Origin of the sequence: Burkholderia sp. AU16482 (assembly GCF_002223285.1) — a bacterium.
Classification (GTDB): Bacteria; Pseudomonadota; Gammaproteobacteria; order Burkholderiales; family Burkholderiaceae; genus Burkholderia; species Burkholderia semiarida.
The window spans coordinates 76927-94705 of sequence record NZ_NKEY01000002.1; the positions used below are offsets into that span (position 1 = coordinate 76927).

The following is a 17779-nucleotide window of genomic DNA, read 5'->3' on the forward strand; positions in this document are numbered from 1 at the left end:
AACGGGGGCTCACGACGCGACGGCCGGATCGTCGGCGAGCGACTTGCCGCGCGTTTCGGGCAGCACGAGCGCCGCGACGATCACGACCAGGTAGCCGCCGCCCGCGACGAGGCCGATCGCCTTCACGAGCGACATCGACTGCGACAGCGCGCCGACGAGGATCGGGAAGAACGAGCCCAGCCCGCGGCCGAGGTTGTAGCAGAAGCCCTGGCCCGAGCCGCGGATCGCGCCCGGATACAGCTCCGACAGATACGCGCCGACGCCCGCGAAGATGCCCTGCACGACGATGCCGAGCGGGAAGCCGAGCAGCAGCATCGCGGTATCCGTGATCGGCAGCATCGTGTACGCCATGCCGAGCGAGAACGAGCCGACCGCGAACAGGATGAACGACGCGCGGCGGCCGAGCCGGTCGGACAGGATCGCGCCGACCACGTAGCCGACGAACGAACCGACGATCAGCACGACCAGATAGCCGCTCGTGTTGAATACCGACAGGTGGCGCACGGTTTTGAGATAGGTGGGCAGCCACGTCGTGATCGCGTAGTAGCCGCCGAGCATGCCGGTGCACAGCGCGCTGCCGAACAGCGTCGCACGCAGGTGCGGCGGCGAGAAGATCTCGAGGAAATGGCCCGACACGCGGCCTTCGTCGCGCGCGCGGCGCGTGGCCGTGTAGATGTCGGGATCGCTGACGTTGCGGCGGATGTAGAGAATCCACAGCGCGGGCACGATGCCGATCCAGAAGCACGCGCGCCACGCGACCTGCTCGGGCAGCAGCGCGAAGAACGCCCAGTAGAGGATCGCGGCCGCGCCCCAGCCGAACGACCAGCTGCTCTGCACGGTGCCGACGGCCTTCGCGCGATGCTCGGGCGAGCGGATCGTCTCGGCCATCATGATCGTCACGACCGACCATTCGCCGCCGAAACCGAAACCCTGCAGCGTGCGCGTCGCAAGGAGCTGCCAGAACGAATGCGTGAAGCCGGACAGGCACGTGAACAGCGCGAACGTCGCGATCGTCCACTGCAGCACGCGCACGCGGCCGTAGCGGTCGGCGAGGATGCCGGCGACCCAGCCGCCGATCGCCGACGAGATCAGCGAGCTCGTCGCGATCATCCCGGCCTCGCTCTTCGTGATGCCCCAGGTGGCGATCAGCGTCGGAATCAGGAACGAATAGATCATGAAGTCGAACGCATCGACCGCATAGCCGCCGAAGCCGGCATACAGCGTCCGGCGTTCGCGCGTCGATAGTTCGTTGAACCACTGGAATGCCTGCATGCTTGCCGCCCCCTGTCGCCTCGTCTGGTCCCGCGCTGCCGCGTCGCGGCTATTTTACGGGCGCGATCCTGCCCGCCAAAAAGGCGGCTTCGGGTTCGTGCGGAAAGGGCGGAGGGAAGGGCGACGCGTCAGAGCGTCAGGCCGCCATCGACGTGGATGACCTGGCCGGTGATCTGCCGCGCCGCGTCCGACAGCAGGAACGCGATCAGCGTGGCGACGTCGTCGGGCTCGGCGATCCGGCCGAGCGGCGTCGCCTGTTCGGCCTGCGCCCACGCGGCGGCGTTGCCGGCGCTCGGCCCGTGATCCTTGCGCGTGAAACCCGGCGCGACCGCGTTGACGGTGATGCCTTGCGCGGCGAATTCGGCGGCCGCGCTACGCACCAGCGATTCGAGCGCCGCTTTAGCGGCGGCGGTTGCCGCGAACGGCGCATCGGCGCGGTAGCGGTGCGCGACGAACGAGCTGACCGCGACGATCCGCGGTGCGGCCGACGCTTCGAGCAGCGGCCGCGCGCGGCCCGCGAGCGCGGAGAACGCGCCGGGCATCGCCGCGAAGGCGGACGCGAGCGCGCCCGCGGAAAGATCGGAAAAGGATTGCCGTGCGGCGAAACCGGCGTTCGCGACGAGTTGATCGAGCCCGCCGAAGCGGGTGGCGGCTGCGTCGACGAGCGCGGCGGCAACACCCGGCTCGCCGAGATCGCCGGTCAGCGTCAGGCACTCCGCGCCGGCCGCCGTGCACGCATGGGCGACGTCGGCGAGCCGCGCGCGTGCCGCATCGTTCGCGCCGCGCGCATGCAGCGCCAGCGCGACGTCGGGCGCCGCGAGCCGCCGCGCGAGCGCCGCGCCGATCCCCGAACCTGCGCCGGTGATCAGCGCGATCCGTGCGATGGGCGCGGCGCGTGCGCTCACGCGGCGACCTTGTCGTCGTCGTTCACGCGCTCGACGTTGATCGTGCCGACGTGGAACGCGGCGAGCGACTCGCGGTGCGCGATGCTGACGATCGCGGCCTTCGGCAGCCGTTCGGCGAACAGGCGATAGAGGCGCGCCTCGTTGTCGGCGTCGAGCGCGCTGGTCGCTTCGTCGAGGAACAGGAAGTCGGGCTTGTGCAGCAGCACGCGCGCGCCGGCCAGACGCTGCTGCTCGCCCGGCGACAGCACGCGGGTCCAGTGCGCGGTTTCGTCGAGGCGCTCGACGTAATCCTCGAGGCGGCACGCGCGCAGCGCGTCGCGGCACGCTTCGTCGCTGAACGTGTCGGGCGTCGCCGGGTAGGTGAGCGCGGCTTTCAGCGTGCCGATCGGCAAGTAGCTCGTTTGCGGCACGAACATCATCCGCGCGCCGACCGGCGCGTCGATCGCGCCGTCGCCGAATGGCCACAGGCCCGCGAGCGCGCGCATGAACGTGCTCTTGCCGGAACCGGACTTGCCGACCACGAGCCAGCGCGAGCCGGGCTCGATCGTGACGTCGCCGATGTTGGCGAGCGCGTTGCCGTTCGGCAGCGCGAGCTTGAGCGACGACGTGGACAGCTTCGCGGCGTCGATGTAGTGCAGGTTGATGCCGCCGTGCTCGGTCGCGGGCGACAGGCTTTCCTTCAGGTGCGACGTGCCCATCACGCGCTTGAATTCGCGCAGACGGTTGACGGTGGCGCGCCATTCGACGAGCGAGCCGTAACTATTGATGAACCACGAAAACGAGTCGCTGACACTACCGAAGGCCTGCGAAATCTGCATCAGTGTTCCGAACGAGAAGGCACCTGCGAAGTATGCGGGGGCCGCTGCGATCAACGGAAAGATATTCGCGACTTGGCTGTAGAAATTCAACACGAAGTTCAGCCGCATTGTGTACTTCATCAGTCGCCACCAGTTGTCACGGATTCGACCGAAAAGTTGTCGCGCATTATTGCCTTCGAAATCGGCGCCGTCATAGAACGCGATCTGTTCGGCGTTTTCTCGTACGCGAATCATACCGAAGCGAAAGTCGGCTTCGACACGCTGTTGCTGGTAGTTGATCGACACAAGCGGATGGCCGGCCCGATGCATTAGGTAAGAGCCAACTAGCGCATATATTGCAGCGACCCACACCATGTAGCCCGGAATGACGATAGACGTACCACCGATCGGAACGGTCAGCGGACCGGCCAGGGTCCACAGGATCACGGTGAATGACGCAAGCGATGCAACAGTCGACAACAGATCAAGCGACAGCGAGAGCGAAGTGGTTGCGAACGCTTGAAGGTCATCGGTGATGCGCTGGTCGGGGTTGTCGGTCAATCGGTCCCGCTCAATCCGATAGAACGCACGGTCATTCAACCATTCATCGAGGAATCGGTTAGTGAGCCATTGCCGCCAGCGGAACGAAAGCATCTGGGTCAGATAGCGGCGGAACACGAACAGAATAATGGCGCCAAACGCGATGGCACAGAATTCCAGCATCAGATGTGGAAAGTGCTGTGCATCCTTTGCCTGCAATGTGTTCGTGAATCGTCCGTACCATCCGTTGAAGCGCACGCTTAGCCATACGCTCGCGAAGTTCATTGTGATGATCGTGACCAGCAGCCCCCACGCGATTTTCCATTCGGACGACACCCAGTAGGGCTTGATGAGGCTCCATGCGGATACCGGGCGCTCGTCCTGCGGCGCGTCGGAGGCGGAGCGGACGGGATCGATCGATTGGGTCATGTGCTTCCTGATGATGAGCCGGCGCGCGGGCCGGGCGAAACCGGGGCGCGCGCCGCGATACGGCATGCCGGGGCGCGGCGCCGAGTGACGGCGGGCGTCCGGATGGTCGCCCGTGCGTCTTAAACGGCACTTAAAAACCGGCGGTGACGCGGCAACCGGCCGCTCGCGCGGCCGGCCTGCGGGCATTGTGCCAGAGCGGCGCAACACGCCGGCGAATTTGCCGCAACGGGGACAGTTTGCGGCGCTTTCCGCTTTTATGGTCTAATGGCCGACGACGAAACAGGGGTGCTTCGTGACGCGGCCGGCGGATGTTCCGGGCAGCGCGGCGAGGCTGAGAAAGACCCTTCGCACCCGATCCGGGTAATACCGGCGAGGGAAGTTTCTGATCCCGCCGGGCCGCGCTGGCCGCCATCCCACATGGTCAGCGCCCGAGTCCCGCCCGGCCGGCCTTTGCTGCCGGTTTCGTCCTTTTGGGTACGCGCATTGCGCGTTACGGAAGGAATGATGACCGCACAATCTTCAGTCTTTTGCCCGGTTCCCGGCCCGATGTCGCGTGCGTTCGCATGCGGCGGCGCGCACGCGTCGACGTTCGTCGCGCGTGAGCGCGCGGAGGGCGGGCGATGAACGTCCGGGACGCACGGCCCGATTTCGCGGTGCTCGGCGGCGGCCTCGTCGGCCGCCTGATCGCATGGCGGCTCGCCGGCGATGGCCATCGCGTCGCGCTCTACGAGCGCGGCGGCCCGGACGGCGAGCAGTCGGCCGCGTGGGTCGCGGCCGCGATGCTCGCGCCGCTCGCGGAAGCCGCGAGCGCGGAGCTGCTGATCACCGAGCTCGGCGCCGCGTCGCTCGCGCGCTGGCCGCAGTGGCTAGCGGAACTGCCCGAACCCGTCTTCTTCCAGCATCACGGCACGCTCGTCGTCTGGCATCAGGCCGACCGCGCGGAGGCGCCGCTGTTCGAGCGGCGCGTGCGTGCGAACGCGCCGGCCGAGCTGTTCGACGGCGGCTTCGTGACGCTGGCCGGTGCGCAGGTCGACGCGGCCGAACCCGCGCTCGCGGGCCGCTTCGCACGCGGGCTGCTGCTGCCGCGCGAAGGCCAGCTCGACAACCGTCAGGCGCTGCGCGCGCTGGCGGCGGGCCTCGCGCAGCGCGGCGTCGAAACGCACTGGCGCGCGTCGGTCGACGACACGAGTCCGCCCGCCGCGCATTTCACGATCGATTGCCGGGGGCTCGGCGCGAAACCCGCGCTGCCGGCGCTGCGCGGCATCCGCGGCGAGGTCGCGCGCGTGCATGCGCCCGGCATCGGGCTCACGCGGCCCGTGCGGCTGCTGCATCCACGCTATCCGCTGTACGTCGCGCCGAAGCAGGACGATCTCTATGTGATCGGCGCGACCGAGGTGGAGGGCGAGGACATGTCGCCCGTCAGCGTGCGTTCCGCGCTCGAACTGCTGAGCGCGGCGTTTTCCGTGCATCCGGCGTTCGGCGAGGCACGCATCCTCGAACTCAACGCGCAATGCCGGCCGACGCTGCCCGATCATCGCCCGGCCGTGATCTGGGACGGCGCGTCGACGCTCGCCGTCAACGGCCTGTACCGGCATGGCTTCATGATCGCGCCGGAAGTCGCGCAGGCGGCCGTCGCGTTCGCGCAGGCCGCGCTCGGCGGCGCGCTCGGCGATCCCGACGCGTTCGCCGCGTGGCGCGCCGCCGCCCGCTGGCCGACACTGCTTCATCACCGTAACGACGCGCGCCAGCCGGCCTGACGCGCGCCGCCGACCGAATCCGACCGAGCCTCATGGATATCCAGATCAATCAACAGACCCTGACGCTGCCCGACGGCGCGACGGTGGCCGACGCATTGGCCGCGTACGGCGCGCGTCCGCCGTACGCGGTCGCGCTGAACGGCAACTTCGTCGCGCGCACGCAGCATGCGGCGCGCGCGCTCGCGGCGGGCGACAAGCTCGACGTCGTGCACCCCGTCGCGGGCGGCTGAGCGCCGCCGGTTCGTCCCCGCTCTTCCAGGAAAACGACATGACGTCCCCCACCTCCGCCGACGCGCTCACGCTGTACGGCGTAACCTTCGCAAGCCGCGTGCTGCTCGGCACGTCGCGCTATCCGTCGCTGCAGTCGCTGTCCGATTCGATCGCCGCGTCGCGCCCCGGAATGGTGACGGTCGCGCTGCGCCGGCAGATGACGGGCGGCACGGCCGAAGCCGGCTTCTTCGACCTGCTCAAGCGCCACGCGGTGCCGCTGCTGCCGAACACGGCCGGCTGCCAGACCGTCGCCGAAGCGGTGACCACCGCGCACATGGCGCGCGAGGTATTCGATACCGACTGGATCAAGCTCGAACTGATCGGCGACGACTACACGCTGCAGCCCGACCCGGTCGGGCTGATCGAAGCCGCGGCGCAACTGGTCAAGGACGGCTTCAAGGTGCTGCCGTACTGCACCGAGGATCTCGTGATCGGCCGGCGCCTGCTCGACGTCGGCTGCGAGGCGCTGATGCCGTGGGGCGCGCCGATCGGCACCGGCAAGGGCGTCGTGAATCCGTACGGTCTGCGCGTGCTGCGCGAACGGCTGCCGGACGTGCCGCTGATCGTCGACGCGGGGCTCGGCGTGCCGTCGCACGCGTGTCAGGTGATGGAGTGGGGCTTCGACGGCGTGCTGCTGAATACGGCCGTGTCGCAGGCCACGCACCCGGAAATCATGGCGCGCGCGTTCGCGCAGGGCGTCGAGGCGGGCCGCGCCGCGTATCTCGCCGGCCCGATGGATGCGCGCGAGACCGCGCACGCGAGCACGCCGGTCGTCGGGATGCCGTTCTGGCACCAGGACGGGGGCGGCGCATGAGCGCGCGCTTCGCCGATGCGTTCTGGCCGCCCGCCGACGAACTGGCCGAAGCGGCCGAGCGGATTCGCGCACGGCTCGGCGACTGGCCGGACGGCGCGGCGCCGTGGCGGCTCTGCGTGGCGGCGCCCGACGTGCCGGCCGACGGCGACGTGCTGATCGTGTCGGCGGGCGACCGTGCCGCGCAGGCGCGTGCGTCGGCCGTGTCGCGGCCTGCGTCGCCGGACGCGGTGGCGATCGAATTCGACGAGGGCGGCGCCGTGCTGCATGCGGCCGGCGTGCGCTACGCGCTCGACGCCGCGCATCCGCTCGCGGACGACTGGATCGCGGCGCTCGCCGCGTTCCTCGATTGCGGCTTCGCGCCGGTCGACGCGCTGGTGCTCGCGCTGGCGTGGCGTGACGGCGACGAGACGCGCGCCGCCGACGCATGGCCGGTCGATGCCGCGCGATTCCCGCGTGTCGCCGGGCTGCCGCCTGCGCCGGAGCCGGCGTTCGCGCCGTGCCCCGCGCGGCTCGGCCTCTATCCGGTCGTGCCGAGCGCCGCATGGGTCGAGCGCGTGCTCGACGGCGGCGCGCGAACCGTGCAATTGCGCGTGAAGGATGCGGCGCCGGACGCGCTGCGTCGGGAAATCGCGCGCGCGGTCGCGGCGGGGCGCCGCTATCCCGATGCGCGCGTGTTCATCAACGATCACTGGCAGATCGCGGTAGAAGAAGGCGCGTACGGCGTCCATCTCGGCCAGGAGGACCTCGAAACGGCCGACCTGGCCGCGATCGCGCGCGCGGGCCTGCGGCTCGGACTTTCGAGCCACGGTTATTACGAGATGTTGCGCGCGCTGCACGCGCGGCCGAGCTATCTCGCGCTCGGCCCCGTGTACGCGACCGCGACGAAGGCCGTCGCCGCGCCGCCGCAGGGCCTCGCGCGGATTGCCCGCTACGCGCGCTTCGCCCGGGCGCGCGCGCCGCTCGTCGCGATCGGCGGGGTCGGGCTCGACACGCTGCCGGCCGTGCTGGGCACGGGCGTCGGCAGCGTCGCGGTGGTCAGCGCGGTCACGGGCGCGGCCGATTATCGGACGGCGCTTATTGCACTGCAGCAGTGCTTTGCCGGACAATTTGACAATCATTGACCGCAGGGCTCGGAACGGCGTCACGACATCATTCCAATGCAGGCCCTATAATTCGGCGTTCTGCGTAAAAGGACTGTCAGCTCCGTGAGCCCCACTCCTACCGAGACCCTGCTGGAACTTCGCGACGTCGACTTCGGCTACGGCGACCGCCTCGTCCTGTCCAACCTGAACCTGCGCTTCGGGCGCGGGCAGGTCGTCGCGGTCATGGGCGGCTCGGGTTGCGGCAAGACCACCGTGCTGCGCCTGATCGGCGGCCTCGTGCGTGCGCGCCGCGGCCAGGTGCTGTTCGACGGCGCCGACGTCGGCGCGCAAACGCGCGACGGCCTGTACGCGCTGCGCCGCAAGATGGGCATGCTGTTCCAGTTCGGCGCGCTGTTTACCGACATGTCGGTGTTCGAGAACGTCGCGTTCGCGCTGCGCGAGCACACCGATTTGCCCGAAGACCTGATCCGCGACCTCGTGCTGATGAAGCTGAACGCGGTCGGGCTGCGCGGCGCGCGCGACCTGATGCCGTCCGAGGTGTCGGGCGGGATGGCGCGCCGCATCGCGCTGGCGCGCGCGATCGCGCTCGATCCGCAGCTCATCATGTACGACGAGCCGTTCGCGGGCCTCGATCCGATCTCGCTCGGCATCACCGCGAACCTGATCCGCACGCTGAACCAGGCGCTCGGCGCGACGTCGATCCTCGTCACGCACGACGTGCCGGAATCGTTCGCGATCGCCGACTACGTGTATTTTCTGGCCAATGGCGGCGTGCTCGCGCAGGGCACGCCCGACGAGCTGCGCGCGTCGACCGATCCGAGCGTGCGGCAGTTCATCGACGGCGCGCCGGACGGCCCGTTCAAATTTCATTACACGAGCCCGCCGCTGGCAGCGGATTTCGGGCTCGGCGGAGGGCGCGCATGATCAGCGCGATCGGACGTTACGTCATCGGCGGCCTCGAGCGGGCGGGCTACGGCACGCGCCTGTTCGTGCGCCTCGTGCTGGAATTCTTCCCGCTGCTGCGCCGGCCGCGGCTCGTCACCAAGCAGATCCACTTCCTCGGCAACTATTCGTTCGTGATCATCGCCGTGTCGGGGCTGTTCGTCGGCTTCGTGCTCGGCCTGCAGGGGTATTACACGCTGAACCGCTACGGTTCCGAGCAGGCGCTCGGCCTGCTGGTCGCGCTGTCGCTCGTGCGCGAGCTCGGGCCGGTCGTCACCGCGCTGCTGTTCGCCGGCCGCGCGGGCACGTCGCTCACGGCCGAGATCGGCCTGATGAAGGCCGGCGAGCAACTTACCGCGCTCGAGATGATGGCGGTCGACCCGATCAAGAACGTGATCGCGCCGCGCATGTGGGCCGGCATCATCGCGATGCCGCTGCTGGCCGCGATCTTCAACGCGGTCGGCGTGCTCGGCGGCTATTTCGTCGGCGTCGTGCTGATCGGCGTCGATCCGGGCGCGTTCTGGTCGCAGATGCAGGGCGGGGTCCAGGTGTGGGCCGACGTCGGCAACGGCGTGATCAAGAGCATCGTGTTCGGGTTCGCCGTGACCTTCATTGCACTGTTTCAAGGGTATGAAGCGAAGCCCACGCCCGAAGGCGTGTCGCGCGCGACCACCAAGACGGTCGTGTTCGCGTCGCTCGCCGTACTCGGCCTCGATTTCCTGCTGACCGCGCTGATGTTCAGCTAAGCCTCAGCCAAGCCAAATTTTGGGATGACGATGAAAAAGACTGCTCTCGACTTCTGGGTCGGCCTGTTCGTGGTGGTGGGCTTCCTCGCGGTGCTGTTCCTGGCGCTGAAGGTCGGCAACATGAGCTCGCTGTCGTTTCAGCCGACCTACTCGGTGAGAATGAAATTCGACAACATCGGCGGCCTGAAGCCGCGCGCGGCCGTGAAAAGCGCGGGCGTCGTGGTCGGCCGCGTGAAGTCGATCGGGTTCGATACCAACACCTACCAGGCGGTCGTCACGATCGACGTCGACGGTCAGTATCAATTCCCGAAGGATTCGTCGGCGAAGATCCTGACGTCCGGCCTGCTCGGCGAGCAATATATCGGCCTCGATCCGGGCGGCGACACCGAAATGCTGAAGGCCGGCGATACGATCACGATGACGCAGTCGGCGATCGTGCTCGAGAACCTGATCGGCCAGTTCCTGTACAGCAAGGCCGCCGACGCGGGCGGCGCGAAGCCGGCAGCCGGGGCACCGGCGGCGCCCGCCGCGCCCGCGCCGGTGGCGGTGCCGGCGTCCGCGGTGTCCGGCGCCGCAGCCCAATAACCACACGAGAGAAAGACAAGAGGGTAATGACCATGCACACGATCCGCATCAGGCACGCCGCGCTGGCGGTTGCGGCAGTCGCCGCGTTGAGCGGCTGCGCGACCGTGCAGACGCCGACCAAGGGCGATCCGCTCGAAGGTTTCAACCGGACGATGTACAAGTTCAACGACACGGTCGACACGTACGCGCTGAAGCCGGTCGCGAAGGGTTACCAGTACGTGGTGCCGCAGCCGGTGCGTGACAGCGTGACGAACTTCTTCTCGAACATCGGCGACGTCTACATCGCGGCGAACAACATCGTGCAGCTGCGGATCGCCGACGGCGTCGGCGACATCATGCGCGTCGTGATCAACACGGTGTTCGGCGTCGGCGGCCTGTTCGACGTCGCGACGATCGCGAAGCTGCCGAAGCACACGGCCGACTTCGGGATCACGATGGGCCGCTACGGCATGCCGTCGGGCCCGTACCTCGTGCTGCCGCTGCTCGGCCCGAGCACGCTGCGCGACACGGCCGGCCTCGGCGTCGACTACGTCGGCAACCCGCTCACCTACGTGAAGCCGGACGGCCTGAGCTGGGGCCTGTTCGGCGTGAACCTCGTCAACACGCGCGCGAACCTGCTCGGCGCGGGCGACGTGCTGGATGCCGCGGCGCTCGACAAGTATTCGTTCGTGCGCAATGCGTATCTGCAGCGCCGCCAGATGCTGATCAGCAACGCGCGCGGCGAGGCCGCCGCGACGTCGAGCAACGACGCGCTGCCGAAGTACGACTTGCCGGAAGACGGCGCGGCACCGGCGGCAGCCGGCGCGGCCGGTACGGCGGGCGCGGCGGGCGCGGCGGCGGTGGGCGGGGCGGCGCCGGCGGGCGCATCGGGCGCGGCGGTTGCCGCGCCGGCCTCGGGCACGGCCGAAGCGCCGAACCCGGCCAGCGAGACGAACGTACCGGCGATGCAGGTGGCGCCGCCGTCGCCGGGCGGGCTCCGGTTCCCGAGCATCCGGCTGCACTGACGGGCTTACATTCGTTACAGCCGGAAACGATTCAGTCGGTAGCGTATGCGAACTTGCGCGTAAGCTACCTGCTCCAACCTTCGCATCGACTCATTCATGCAGGCCACTATGATGAAAAAACTGTTCCTGATCCCCGTTTTCGCGGCGCTGTTCTCGTTCGGCGGCGCAGCTCACGCGCAAGTCGACCAGTCGAACCCGCAAGCGCTGATCAAGACGGCGACGCAGCAAGTCCTCGACGAAGTCAAGCAGCAGACGATCAAGCAGGGCGACACCAACCGCATCATCTCGATCGTCAACAAGGACATCCTGCCGTACACCGATTTCCGCCGCACGACGCAGCTCGCGATGGGCCGCAACTGGCGCACGGCGACGGCCGAGCAGCAGCAGCAGGTTCAGGAGCAGTTCAAGCTGCTGTTGATCCGCACGTATTCGGGCGCGCTCGCGCAGCTGAAGCCGGACCAGCAGATCCAGTACCCGCCGTTCCGCGCCGATCCGGCCGATACCGACGTGGTGGTCAAGACGGTCGCGATGAACAACGGCCAGCCGGTCCAGATCGATTACCGCCTGTACAAGACGGCGAACGGCTGGAAGGTGTACGACCTGAACGTGCTCGGCGCATGGCTGATCCAGACGTACCAGCAGCAGTTCAACGAGAAGATCCAGCAAAGCGGCGTGGACGGCCTGATCAAGTTCCTGACGCAGCGCAACCAGGAGCTTGCCGCGGGCAAGCAGGCGTCGTGAGCGGCTTCGAAGCCGGCTCCTCGCTGACCGTCGCGAGCGCGAAGTCCGCGCTCGCGGACGGTCTTGCGCGCATCGGCGCGGGCGCGACCGCCGTCGATTGCGCGGCGCTCGCGCAGTTCGACTCGTCCGCGCTCGCCGTGCTGCTCGCATGGCAACGTGCCGCCAAGGCGCGCGGCGCGGCCCTCGACATCCTCAATCTCCCTCCGAAGCTCGCCAGCCTCGCGCGCGCCTACGGCGTCGACGCGCTCATCGAAGGCGCCGGGCGACATTGACCCTGTCCGACCGAAGCCTGCCGCGCCAGCCGGCGCGCGCACGCTTCAGGCCGCGCGCCGTCGGCGCCGGCTCCCCCAGCCGGTTTGCCCTATAATCAAGCGTTTTGCGGGGCAGTCAATCGGCGTCCGGCCCCCATTTTCTTTCGCAGCAAGCACAGAATAGGCGTCGCGGCCGTTGCGCCGCGCACAGTCATGTCAGCCATAGAAATCCGTCACGTCAAGAAGCGCTACAAGTCGCTTCAGGCGCTCAAGGGCGTCAGCCTGTCGGTCGAGGAAGGCGAGTTTTTCGGTCTGCTCGGCCCCAACGGCGCAGGCAAGACCACGCTCATCAGTATCCTCGCCGGGCTCGCCCGGGCCGACGAAGGCAGTATCTCGGTGCGCGGTCACGACGTCGTCCAGGACTTCCGCAACGCGCGCCGCGCCCTCGGCGTCGTTCCGCAGGAACTCGTTTTCGACCCGTTCTTCACCGTCCGCGAGACGCTGCGGATCCAGTCCGGCTATTTCGGGCTGCGCCGCAACGACGACTGGATCGACGAAGTGATGGCCAATCTCGATCTCACCGAGAAAGCCGACGCGAACATGCGTGCGCTGTCGGGCGGGATGAAGCGCCGCGTGCTCGTCGCGCAGGCGCTCGTGCACCGGCCGCCCGTGATCGTGCTCGACGAGCCGACCGCCGGCGTCGACGTCGAATTGCGCCAGACGCTGTGGAAATTCATCTCGCGCCTGAACCGCGAGGGTCACACGATCGTGCTGACCACCCATTACCTCGAGGAAGCCGAGTCGCTGTGCGACCGTATCGCGATGCTGCGCCGGGGCGAAGTCGTCGCGCTCGACCGCACCGACGCGCTGCTGCGCCGCTTCGCGGGGCTGCAGCTGTACCTGCGGCTCGCGACGGGCGCGCTGCCGGCCGAGCTGCGCGGGCTGGAGACCGATCCGGCCGCGCGCGCGCCGGGCGAGCACCTGCTGCGCCTCGCGAGCTACGACGAGGTCGAGCGTATCCTCGCGCAATGCCGCGCGGCCGGCTGCACGTTCGACGAGATCGAGGTCCGCAAGGCCGACCTCGAGGATGTGTTCGTCCAGGTGATGAACGGGGCCGAGGTGATCGAGGGTCTGGCATGAATCAACACTCCCCACGCGAACTGCGTTCGCTGCCGCTCGAAGGGGCGGCCCGGCGCGTGCCGGGAAGCGGGTTTCGGACGCTGTTCTACAAGGAACTGCTGCGTTTCTGGAAGGTGTCGTTCCAGACGGTGCTCGCGCCGATCGTGACGGCGCTGCTGTACCTGACGATCTTCGGCCATGCGCTGTCGGGCCGCGTCGAGGTGTATCCGGGCGTCGAGTACGTGAGCTTTCTCGTGCCGGGCCTCGTGATGATGAGCGTGCTGCAGAACGCGTTCGCGAACAGCTCGTCGTCGCTGATCCAGTCGAAGATCACCGGCAACCTCGTGTTCATGCTGCTGCCGCCGCTGTCGTACCGCGACATCTTCGGCGCCTACGTGCTCGCGTCGGTCGTGCGCGGGCTCGCGGTCGGCACCGGCGTGTTCGTCGTGACGATCTGGTTTATCCCGATGCACTTCGCGGCGCCGCTGTTCATCATGGCATTCGCGCTGCTCGGCTCGGCGATCCTCGGCACGCTCGGCCTGATCGCCGGGATCTGGGCCGAGAAGTTCGACCAGCTCGCCGCGTTCCAGAACTTCCTGATCATGCCGCTGACGTTCCTGTCCGGCGTGTTCTATTCGACGCATTCGCTGCCGCCCGTGTGGCGCGAGGTGTCGCGTCTCAACCCGTTTTTCTACATGATCGACGGCTTCCGTTTCGGGTTCTTCGGCGCGTCCGACATCAACCCGTTCGCGAGCCTCGCGATCGTCACCGGTTTCTTCGTGCTGCTCGCGCTGATCGCGATGCGGCTGCTCGCGACCGGCTACAAACTGCGTCATTGATATCGACAGGCCGCGGCCGCCCCACGGGCGGCGCGCGCCGACAGGAGCCTTACACCATGTTGCCGACTCCCGAACAGGTCAAGCAATACATCGCCGGCGGTCTCGCCTGCACGCATCTGGAAGTCGAAGGCGACGGCCAGCATTTCTTCGCGACGATCGTGTCGGCGGCCTTCGAAGGCAAGCGGCCGATCCAGCGGCACCAGCTCGTCTATGCGGCGCTCGGCGATCGCATGAAGCAGGAAATTCACGCGCTCAGCATGAAGACGCTGACGCCCGCCGAATGGCAGAACGCATAAACGGAAATCACTGAGTGCAAGTCACCGTCAACGAGCGCGACGCCGTCCAGAGCGTCGCCACGGCACACCCGGCCGCCAACGGGGAATCGCAGGGACAGGGGATGGACAAACTCGCGATCGAAGGCGGCAACCGCCTGTCCGGCGAGATCGTCGTGTCGGGCGCGAAGAACGCCGCGCTGCCGATCCTGTGCGCGGGGCTGCTCAGCGCCGAGCCGGTCGAGCTCGACAACGTGCCGAACCTGAAGGACGTGCGCACGACGCTGAAGGTGCTGAACCAGATGGGCGTGAAGAGCGAGACCGACGGCTGCCGCGTGCAGCTCGACGCGTCGCGCGTCGACAACCTCGTCGCGCCGTACGAACTCGTGAAGACGATGCGCGCGTCGATCCTCGTGCTCGGGCCGCTGCTCGCGCGCTTCGGCGAGGCGAAGGTGTCGCTGCCGGGCGGCTGCGCGATCGGCGCGCGGCCGGTCGACCAGCACATCAAGGGCCTGCAGGCGATGGGCGCGGATATCAGCATCGAGCACGGCTTCATCGAAGCGCGCGCGAAGCGCCTGAAGGGCGCGCGCATCGTGACCGACATGATCACGGTGACGGGGACGGAAAACCTGCTGATGGCCGCGACGCTCGCCGACGGCGAGACGGTGATCGAAAACGCCGCGCGCGAGCCGGAAGTGAGCGATCTCGCACACTTGCTGGTCGCGATGGGCGCGAAAATCGACGGCATCGGCACCGACCGCCTCGTGATCCAGGGCGTCGAGCGGCTGCACGGCGCCCGCCACGCGGTGATCCCCGACCGTATCGAGGCCGGCACGTTCCTGTGCGCGGTCGCGGCCGCCGGCGGCGACGTGATGCTGACGGGCGTGCGCCCGCACATCCTCGACGCGGTGATCGACAAGCTGCGCGAAGCCGGCGTGTCGATCGAGGAAGGCGACAGCTGGCTGCGCGTGAAGATGGACCGCCGCCCGCAGGCGGTGACGATCCGCACGTCGGAATACCCGGCCTTCCCGACCGACATGCAGGCGCAGTTCATGGCCCTCAATACGGTCGCGACGGGCACCGCGCAGGTCGTCGAAACCATTTTCGAGAACCGCTTCATGCACGTGCAGGAGCTGAACCGGCTCGGCGCGAACATCACGATCGACGGCAACACGGCGCTCGTGACGGGCGTCGACAAGCTGTCGGGCGCGAACGTGATGGCGACCGACCTGCGTGCATCGGCGAGCCTCGTGATCGCCGGGCTGCGCGCCGACGGCGAAACGCTCGTCGACCGCATCTATCACCTGGACCGCGGCTACGACCGCATGGAAGCCAAACTGACCGCCGTCGGCGCGAACGTGCGCCGCCTTTCCGGGAGCCAAGCATGAGCGCGCCGCTGACCCTCGCCCTGTCGAAGGGCCGGATTTTCGAGGAAACCCTGCCGCTGCTGGCCGCCGCCGGCGTGCAGGTGGCCGAGGACCCGGAAACGTCGCGCAAGCTGATCCTGCCGACGACCGATCCGAACCTGCGCGTGATCATCGTCCGCGCGAGCGACGTGCCGACCTACGTGGAATACGGCGCGGCCGATTTCGGCGTGGCCGGCAAGGACGTGCTGGTCGAGCACGGCGGCTCGGGCCTGTACCAGCCGATCGATCTGAACATTGCGCGCTGCCGGATGTCGGTGGCCGTGCCGGCCGGCTTCGACTACGCGAACGCGGTGCGCCAGGGCGCGCGCCTGCGGGTCGCGACCAAATACGTCGAAACGGCGCGCGAACACTTTGCCGCGAAGGGCGTGCACGTCGACCTGATCAAGCTGTACGGCTCGATGGAGCTCGCGCCGCTGGTCGGCCTGGCCGACGCGATCGTCGACCTCGTCAGCTCGGGCGGCACGCTGAAGGCGAACAATCTGGTCGAGGTCGAGGAGATCATGGCGATCTCGTCGCGCCTCGTCGTGAACCAGGCCGCGCTGAAGTTGAAGCGCGCGGCGCTCAAGCCGATCCTCGACGCGTTCGAACGCGCGTCGCAGAATGGCGGTTGAGCGCATCACCGTAACGGAACTCCCATGTCCATCACCATCCGCAAGCTCGATTCGACGAACGAAGGCTTCGGCGCCGCGCTGCGCGCCGTGCTCGCGTTCGAGGCGAGCGAAGACGAAGCGATCGAGCAATCGGTCGCGAAGATCCTCGCCGACGTGAAGTCGCGCGGCGACGCCGCGGTGCTCGAGTACACGAACCGCTTCGACCGGCTGAGCGCGACGAGCGTCGGCGCGCTCGAACTGCCGCAGGACGCGCTGCAGACGGCGCTCGACGGCCTCGCGCCGAAGGCGCGCGCGGCGCTGGAAGCCGCCGCCGCCCGCGTGCGCGCGTACCACGAGAAGCAGAAGATCGAGTGCGGCACGCATAGCTGGCAGTACACGGAAAGCGACGGCACGGTGCTCGGCCAGAAAGTCACGCCGCTCGACCGCGTCGGCCTGTACGTGCCGGGCGGCAAGGCCGCGTATCCGTCGTCGGTGCTGATGAACGCGATTCCGGCGCGCGTCGCCGGGGTCGGCGAAATCGTGATGGTCGTGCCGACGCCGGACGGCGTGAAGAACGACCTCGTGCTGGCCGCGGCGCTGCTCGGCGGCGTCGATCGCGTGTTCACGATCGGCGGCGCGCAGGCGGTCGGCGCGCTCGCGTACGGCACGCAGACGGTGCCGGCCGTCGACAAGATCTGCGGCCCCGGCAACGCGTACGTCGCGTCGGCGAAGCGCCGCGTGTTCGGCACGGTCGGCATCGACATGATCGCCGGGCCGTCGGAAATCCTCGTGCTGTGCGACGGGACGACCGATCCGAACTGGGTCGCGATGGACCTGTTCTCGCAGGCCGAGCACGACGAACTCGCGCAATCGATCCTGCTGTGCCCGGACGGCGCGTTCCTCGAGCGCGTCGAGAAGGCGATCGACGAGCTGCTGCCGACCATGCCGCGCCAGGACGTGATCCGTGCGTCGCTCGAAGGCCGCGGCGCGCTGATCAAGGTGCGCGACATGGCCGAGGCGTGCCGGATCGCGAACGACATCGCGCCGGAACACCTCGAAATCTCGGCGCTGGAGCCGCAGCAATGGGGCCAGCAGATCCGCCACGCGGGCGCGATCTTCCTCGGCCGCTACACGAGCGAGAGCCTCGGCGACTACTGCGCGGGCCCGAACCACGTGCTGCCGACGTCGCGCACCGCGCGCTTCTCGTCGCCGCTCGGCGTGTACGACTTCATCAAGCGTTCGAGCCTGATCGAGGTCAGCGCGGAAGGCGCGCAGACGCTCGGCGAGATCGCGTCCGAGCTCGCGTACGGCGAAGGGCTGCAGGCGCACGCGAGGAGCGCCGAGTTCCGGATGAAGGGCTGAGCGCGCAGGGTGCG

19 protein-coding genes and 1 riboswitch are annotated in these 17779 nt (G+C 68.4%); of the genes, 16 read left to right on the forward strand and 3 right to left on the reverse strand.

Annotated features, from left to right (window positions below):
- Nucleotides 1-9: 9 nt before the first annotated feature.
- From CFB35_RS01670 to CFB35_RS01680, 3 genes are all read right to left on the reverse strand, one after another.
- Nucleotides 10-1272: an MFS transporter gene (locus CFB35_RS01670; RefSeq protein ID WP_089464490.1), complete on the reverse strand. Its 1263-nt coding sequence runs from the start codon at nt 1270-1272 to the stop codon at nt 10-12.
- Nucleotides 1273-1400: 128 nt separating this feature from the next.
- Nucleotides 1401-2177, reverse strand: coding sequence for an SDR family NAD(P)-dependent oxidoreductase (locus tag CFB35_RS01675; RefSeq protein ID WP_089464491.1), 777 nt, complete (start codon nt 2175-2177; stop codon nt 1401-1403).
- Nucleotides 2174-3943, reverse strand: a complete 1770-nt coding sequence (locus CFB35_RS01680; protein WP_089464492.1) for an ABC transporter ATP-binding protein/permease — start codon at nt 3941-3943, stop codon at nt 2174-2176. Before CFB35_RS01680 ends, CFB35_RS01675 begins: the two co-directional genes overlap by 4 nt.
- A gap of 271 nt (nt 3944-4214) precedes the next feature.
- Nucleotides 4215-4338: riboswitch (TPP riboswitch) on the forward strand.
- A gap of 225 nt (nt 4339-4563) precedes the next feature.
- On the opposite strand from CFB35_RS01680, the gene CFB35_RS01690 reads away from it, so the two are divergent.
- From CFB35_RS01690 to hisD, 16 genes are all read left to right on the forward strand, one after another.
- A complete protein-coding gene (locus tag CFB35_RS01690; RefSeq protein ID WP_059577275.1) occupies nt 4564-5700 on the forward strand; it encodes an FAD-dependent oxidoreductase in 1137 nt (378 codons plus the stop codon).
- Between the two features lie 32 nt (nt 5701-5732).
- Complete coding sequence (gene thiS / locus CFB35_RS01695; protein ID WP_027783340.1) at nt 5733-5930, forward strand: sulfur carrier protein ThiS; 198 nt, start codon at nt 5733-5735, stop codon at nt 5928-5930.
- A 38-nt stretch (nt 5931-5968) separates the two neighbouring features.
- The gene (locus tag CFB35_RS01700; RefSeq protein ID WP_059577272.1) at nt 5969-6784 is read left to right on the forward strand and encodes a thiazole synthase; all 816 of its coding nucleotides are present in this window, start codon (nt 5969-5971) and stop codon (nt 6782-6784) included.
- A complete protein-coding gene (thiE, locus tag CFB35_RS01705) occupies nt 6781-7905 on the forward strand; it encodes a thiamine phosphate synthase (RefSeq protein ID WP_063892423.1) in 1125 nt (374 codons plus the stop codon). The genes CFB35_RS01700 and thiE overlap by 4 nt, the downstream gene beginning before the upstream one ends.
- A gap of 84 nt (nt 7906-7989) precedes the next feature.
- Entirely contained in the window at nt 7990-8811 is an 822-nt protein-coding gene (locus CFB35_RS01710; protein ID WP_006477138.1) for an ABC transporter ATP-binding protein, read from the forward strand.
- Nucleotides 8808-9575 (forward strand): lipid asymmetry maintenance ABC transporter permease subunit MlaE, encoded by a 768-nt coding sequence (mlaE, locus tag CFB35_RS01715; RefSeq protein ID WP_050013133.1) that lies wholly within the window; start codon nt 8808-8810, stop codon nt 9573-9575. The genes CFB35_RS01710 and mlaE overlap by 4 nt, the downstream gene beginning before the upstream one ends.
- Nucleotides 9576-9599: 24 nt before the next feature.
- Nucleotides 9600-10160 carry an outer membrane lipid asymmetry maintenance protein MlaD gene (gene mlaD / locus CFB35_RS01720; RefSeq protein WP_059577270.1) on the forward strand — a complete coding sequence of 187 codons (561 nt, stop codon included), beginning with the start codon at nt 9600-9602 and terminating at the stop codon, nt 10158-10160.
- A gap of 32 nt (nt 10161-10192) precedes the next feature.
- Nucleotides 10193-11164, forward strand: coding sequence for a VacJ family lipoprotein (locus CFB35_RS01725; protein ID WP_059577405.1), 972 nt, complete (start codon nt 10193-10195; stop codon nt 11162-11164).
- Between the two features lie 111 nt (nt 11165-11275).
- Nucleotides 11276-11905: a phospholipid-binding protein MlaC gene (locus tag CFB35_RS01730; RefSeq protein WP_059577402.1), complete on the forward strand. Its 630-nt coding sequence runs from the start codon at nt 11276-11278 to the stop codon at nt 11903-11905.
- The gene (locus tag CFB35_RS01735; RefSeq protein WP_059577268.1) at nt 11902-12177 is read left to right on the forward strand and encodes a lipid asymmetry maintenance protein MlaB; all 276 of its coding nucleotides are present in this window, start codon (nt 11902-11904) and stop codon (nt 12175-12177) included. Before CFB35_RS01730 ends, CFB35_RS01735 begins: the two co-directional genes overlap by 4 nt.
- Nucleotides 12178-12369: 192 nt before the next feature.
- Nucleotides 12370-13296 carry an ABC transporter ATP-binding protein gene (locus CFB35_RS01740; RefSeq protein WP_011694114.1) on the forward strand — a complete coding sequence of 309 codons (927 nt, stop codon included), beginning with the start codon at nt 12370-12372 and terminating at the stop codon, nt 13294-13296.
- On the forward strand, nt 13293-14114 hold the full coding sequence (locus CFB35_RS01745; protein WP_226094291.1) for an ABC transporter permease: 822 nt from the start codon (nt 13293-13295) through the stop codon (nt 14112-14114). The genes CFB35_RS01740 and CFB35_RS01745 overlap by 4 nt, the downstream gene beginning before the upstream one ends.
- 56 nt (nt 14115-14170) lie before the next feature.
- Nucleotides 14171-14410, forward strand: a complete 240-nt coding sequence (locus tag CFB35_RS01750; protein WP_006477131.1) for a BolA family protein — start codon at nt 14171-14173, stop codon at nt 14408-14410.
- Between the two features lie 14 nt (nt 14411-14424).
- A complete protein-coding gene (murA, locus tag CFB35_RS01755; protein ID WP_059577265.1) occupies nt 14425-15774 on the forward strand; it encodes a UDP-N-acetylglucosamine 1-carboxyvinyltransferase in 1350 nt (449 codons plus the stop codon).
- Nucleotides 15771-16424, forward strand: coding sequence for an ATP phosphoribosyltransferase (gene hisG, locus CFB35_RS01760; RefSeq protein ID WP_034209773.1), 654 nt, complete (start codon nt 15771-15773; stop codon nt 16422-16424). Before murA ends, hisG begins: the two co-directional genes overlap by 4 nt.
- 24 nt (nt 16425-16448) lie before the next feature.
- Complete coding sequence (gene hisD / locus CFB35_RS01765; RefSeq protein ID WP_059577262.1) at nt 16449-17765, forward strand: histidinol dehydrogenase; 1317 nt, start codon at nt 16449-16451, stop codon at nt 17763-17765.
- Nucleotides 17766-17779 lie beyond the last annotated feature (14 nt).

What these genes read in the sequence shown, in the direction of transcription:
- CFB35_RS01670 (WP_089464490.1), bottom strand. Translation starts at nt 1,272, where the DNA reads ATGCAGGCATTCCAGTGGTTCAACGAACTATCGACGCGCGAACGCCGG.
- CFB35_RS01680 (WP_089464492.1), bottom strand. Translation starts at nt 3,943, where the DNA reads ATGACCCAATCGATCGATCCCGTCCGCTCCGCCTCCGACGCGCCGCAG.
- CFB35_RS01690 (WP_059577275.1), top strand. Translation starts at nt 4,564, where the DNA reads ATGAACGTCCGGGACGCACGGCCCGATTTCGCGGTGCTCGGCGGCGGC.
- thiS (WP_027783340.1), top strand. Translation starts at nt 5,733, where the DNA reads ATGGATATCCAGATCAATCAACAGACCCTGACGCTGCCCGACGGCGCG.
- CFB35_RS01700 (WP_059577272.1), top strand. Translation starts at nt 5,969, where the DNA reads ATGACGTCCCCCACCTCCGCCGACGCGCTCACGCTGTACGGCGTAACC.
- thiE (WP_063892423.1), top strand. Translation starts at nt 6,781, where the DNA reads ATGAGCGCGCGCTTCGCCGATGCGTTCTGGCCGCCCGCCGACGAACTG.
- mlaE (WP_050013133.1), top strand. Translation starts at nt 8,808, where the DNA reads ATGATCAGCGCGATCGGACGTTACGTCATCGGCGGCCTCGAGCGGGCG.
- mlaD (WP_059577270.1), top strand. Translation starts at nt 9,600, where the DNA reads ATGACGATGAAAAAGACTGCTCTCGACTTCTGGGTCGGCCTGTTCGTG.
- CFB35_RS01725 (WP_059577405.1), top strand. Translation starts at nt 10,193, where the DNA reads ATGCACACGATCCGCATCAGGCACGCCGCGCTGGCGGTTGCGGCAGTC.
- CFB35_RS01730 (WP_059577402.1), top strand. Translation starts at nt 11,276, where the DNA reads ATGAAAAAACTGTTCCTGATCCCCGTTTTCGCGGCGCTGTTCTCGTTC.
- CFB35_RS01740 (WP_011694114.1), top strand. Translation starts at nt 12,370, where the DNA reads ATGTCAGCCATAGAAATCCGTCACGTCAAGAAGCGCTACAAGTCGCTT.
- CFB35_RS01745 (WP_226094291.1), top strand. Translation starts at nt 13,293, where the DNA reads ATGAATCAACACTCCCCACGCGAACTGCGTTCGCTGCCGCTCGAAGGG.
- CFB35_RS01750 (WP_006477131.1), top strand. Translation starts at nt 14,171, where the DNA reads ATGTTGCCGACTCCCGAACAGGTCAAGCAATACATCGCCGGCGGTCTC.
- hisG (WP_034209773.1), top strand. Translation starts at nt 15,771, where the DNA reads ATGAGCGCGCCGCTGACCCTCGCCCTGTCGAAGGGCCGGATTTTCGAG.
- hisD (WP_059577262.1), top strand. Translation starts at nt 16,449, where the DNA reads ATGTCCATCACCATCCGCAAGCTCGATTCGACGAACGAAGGCTTCGGC.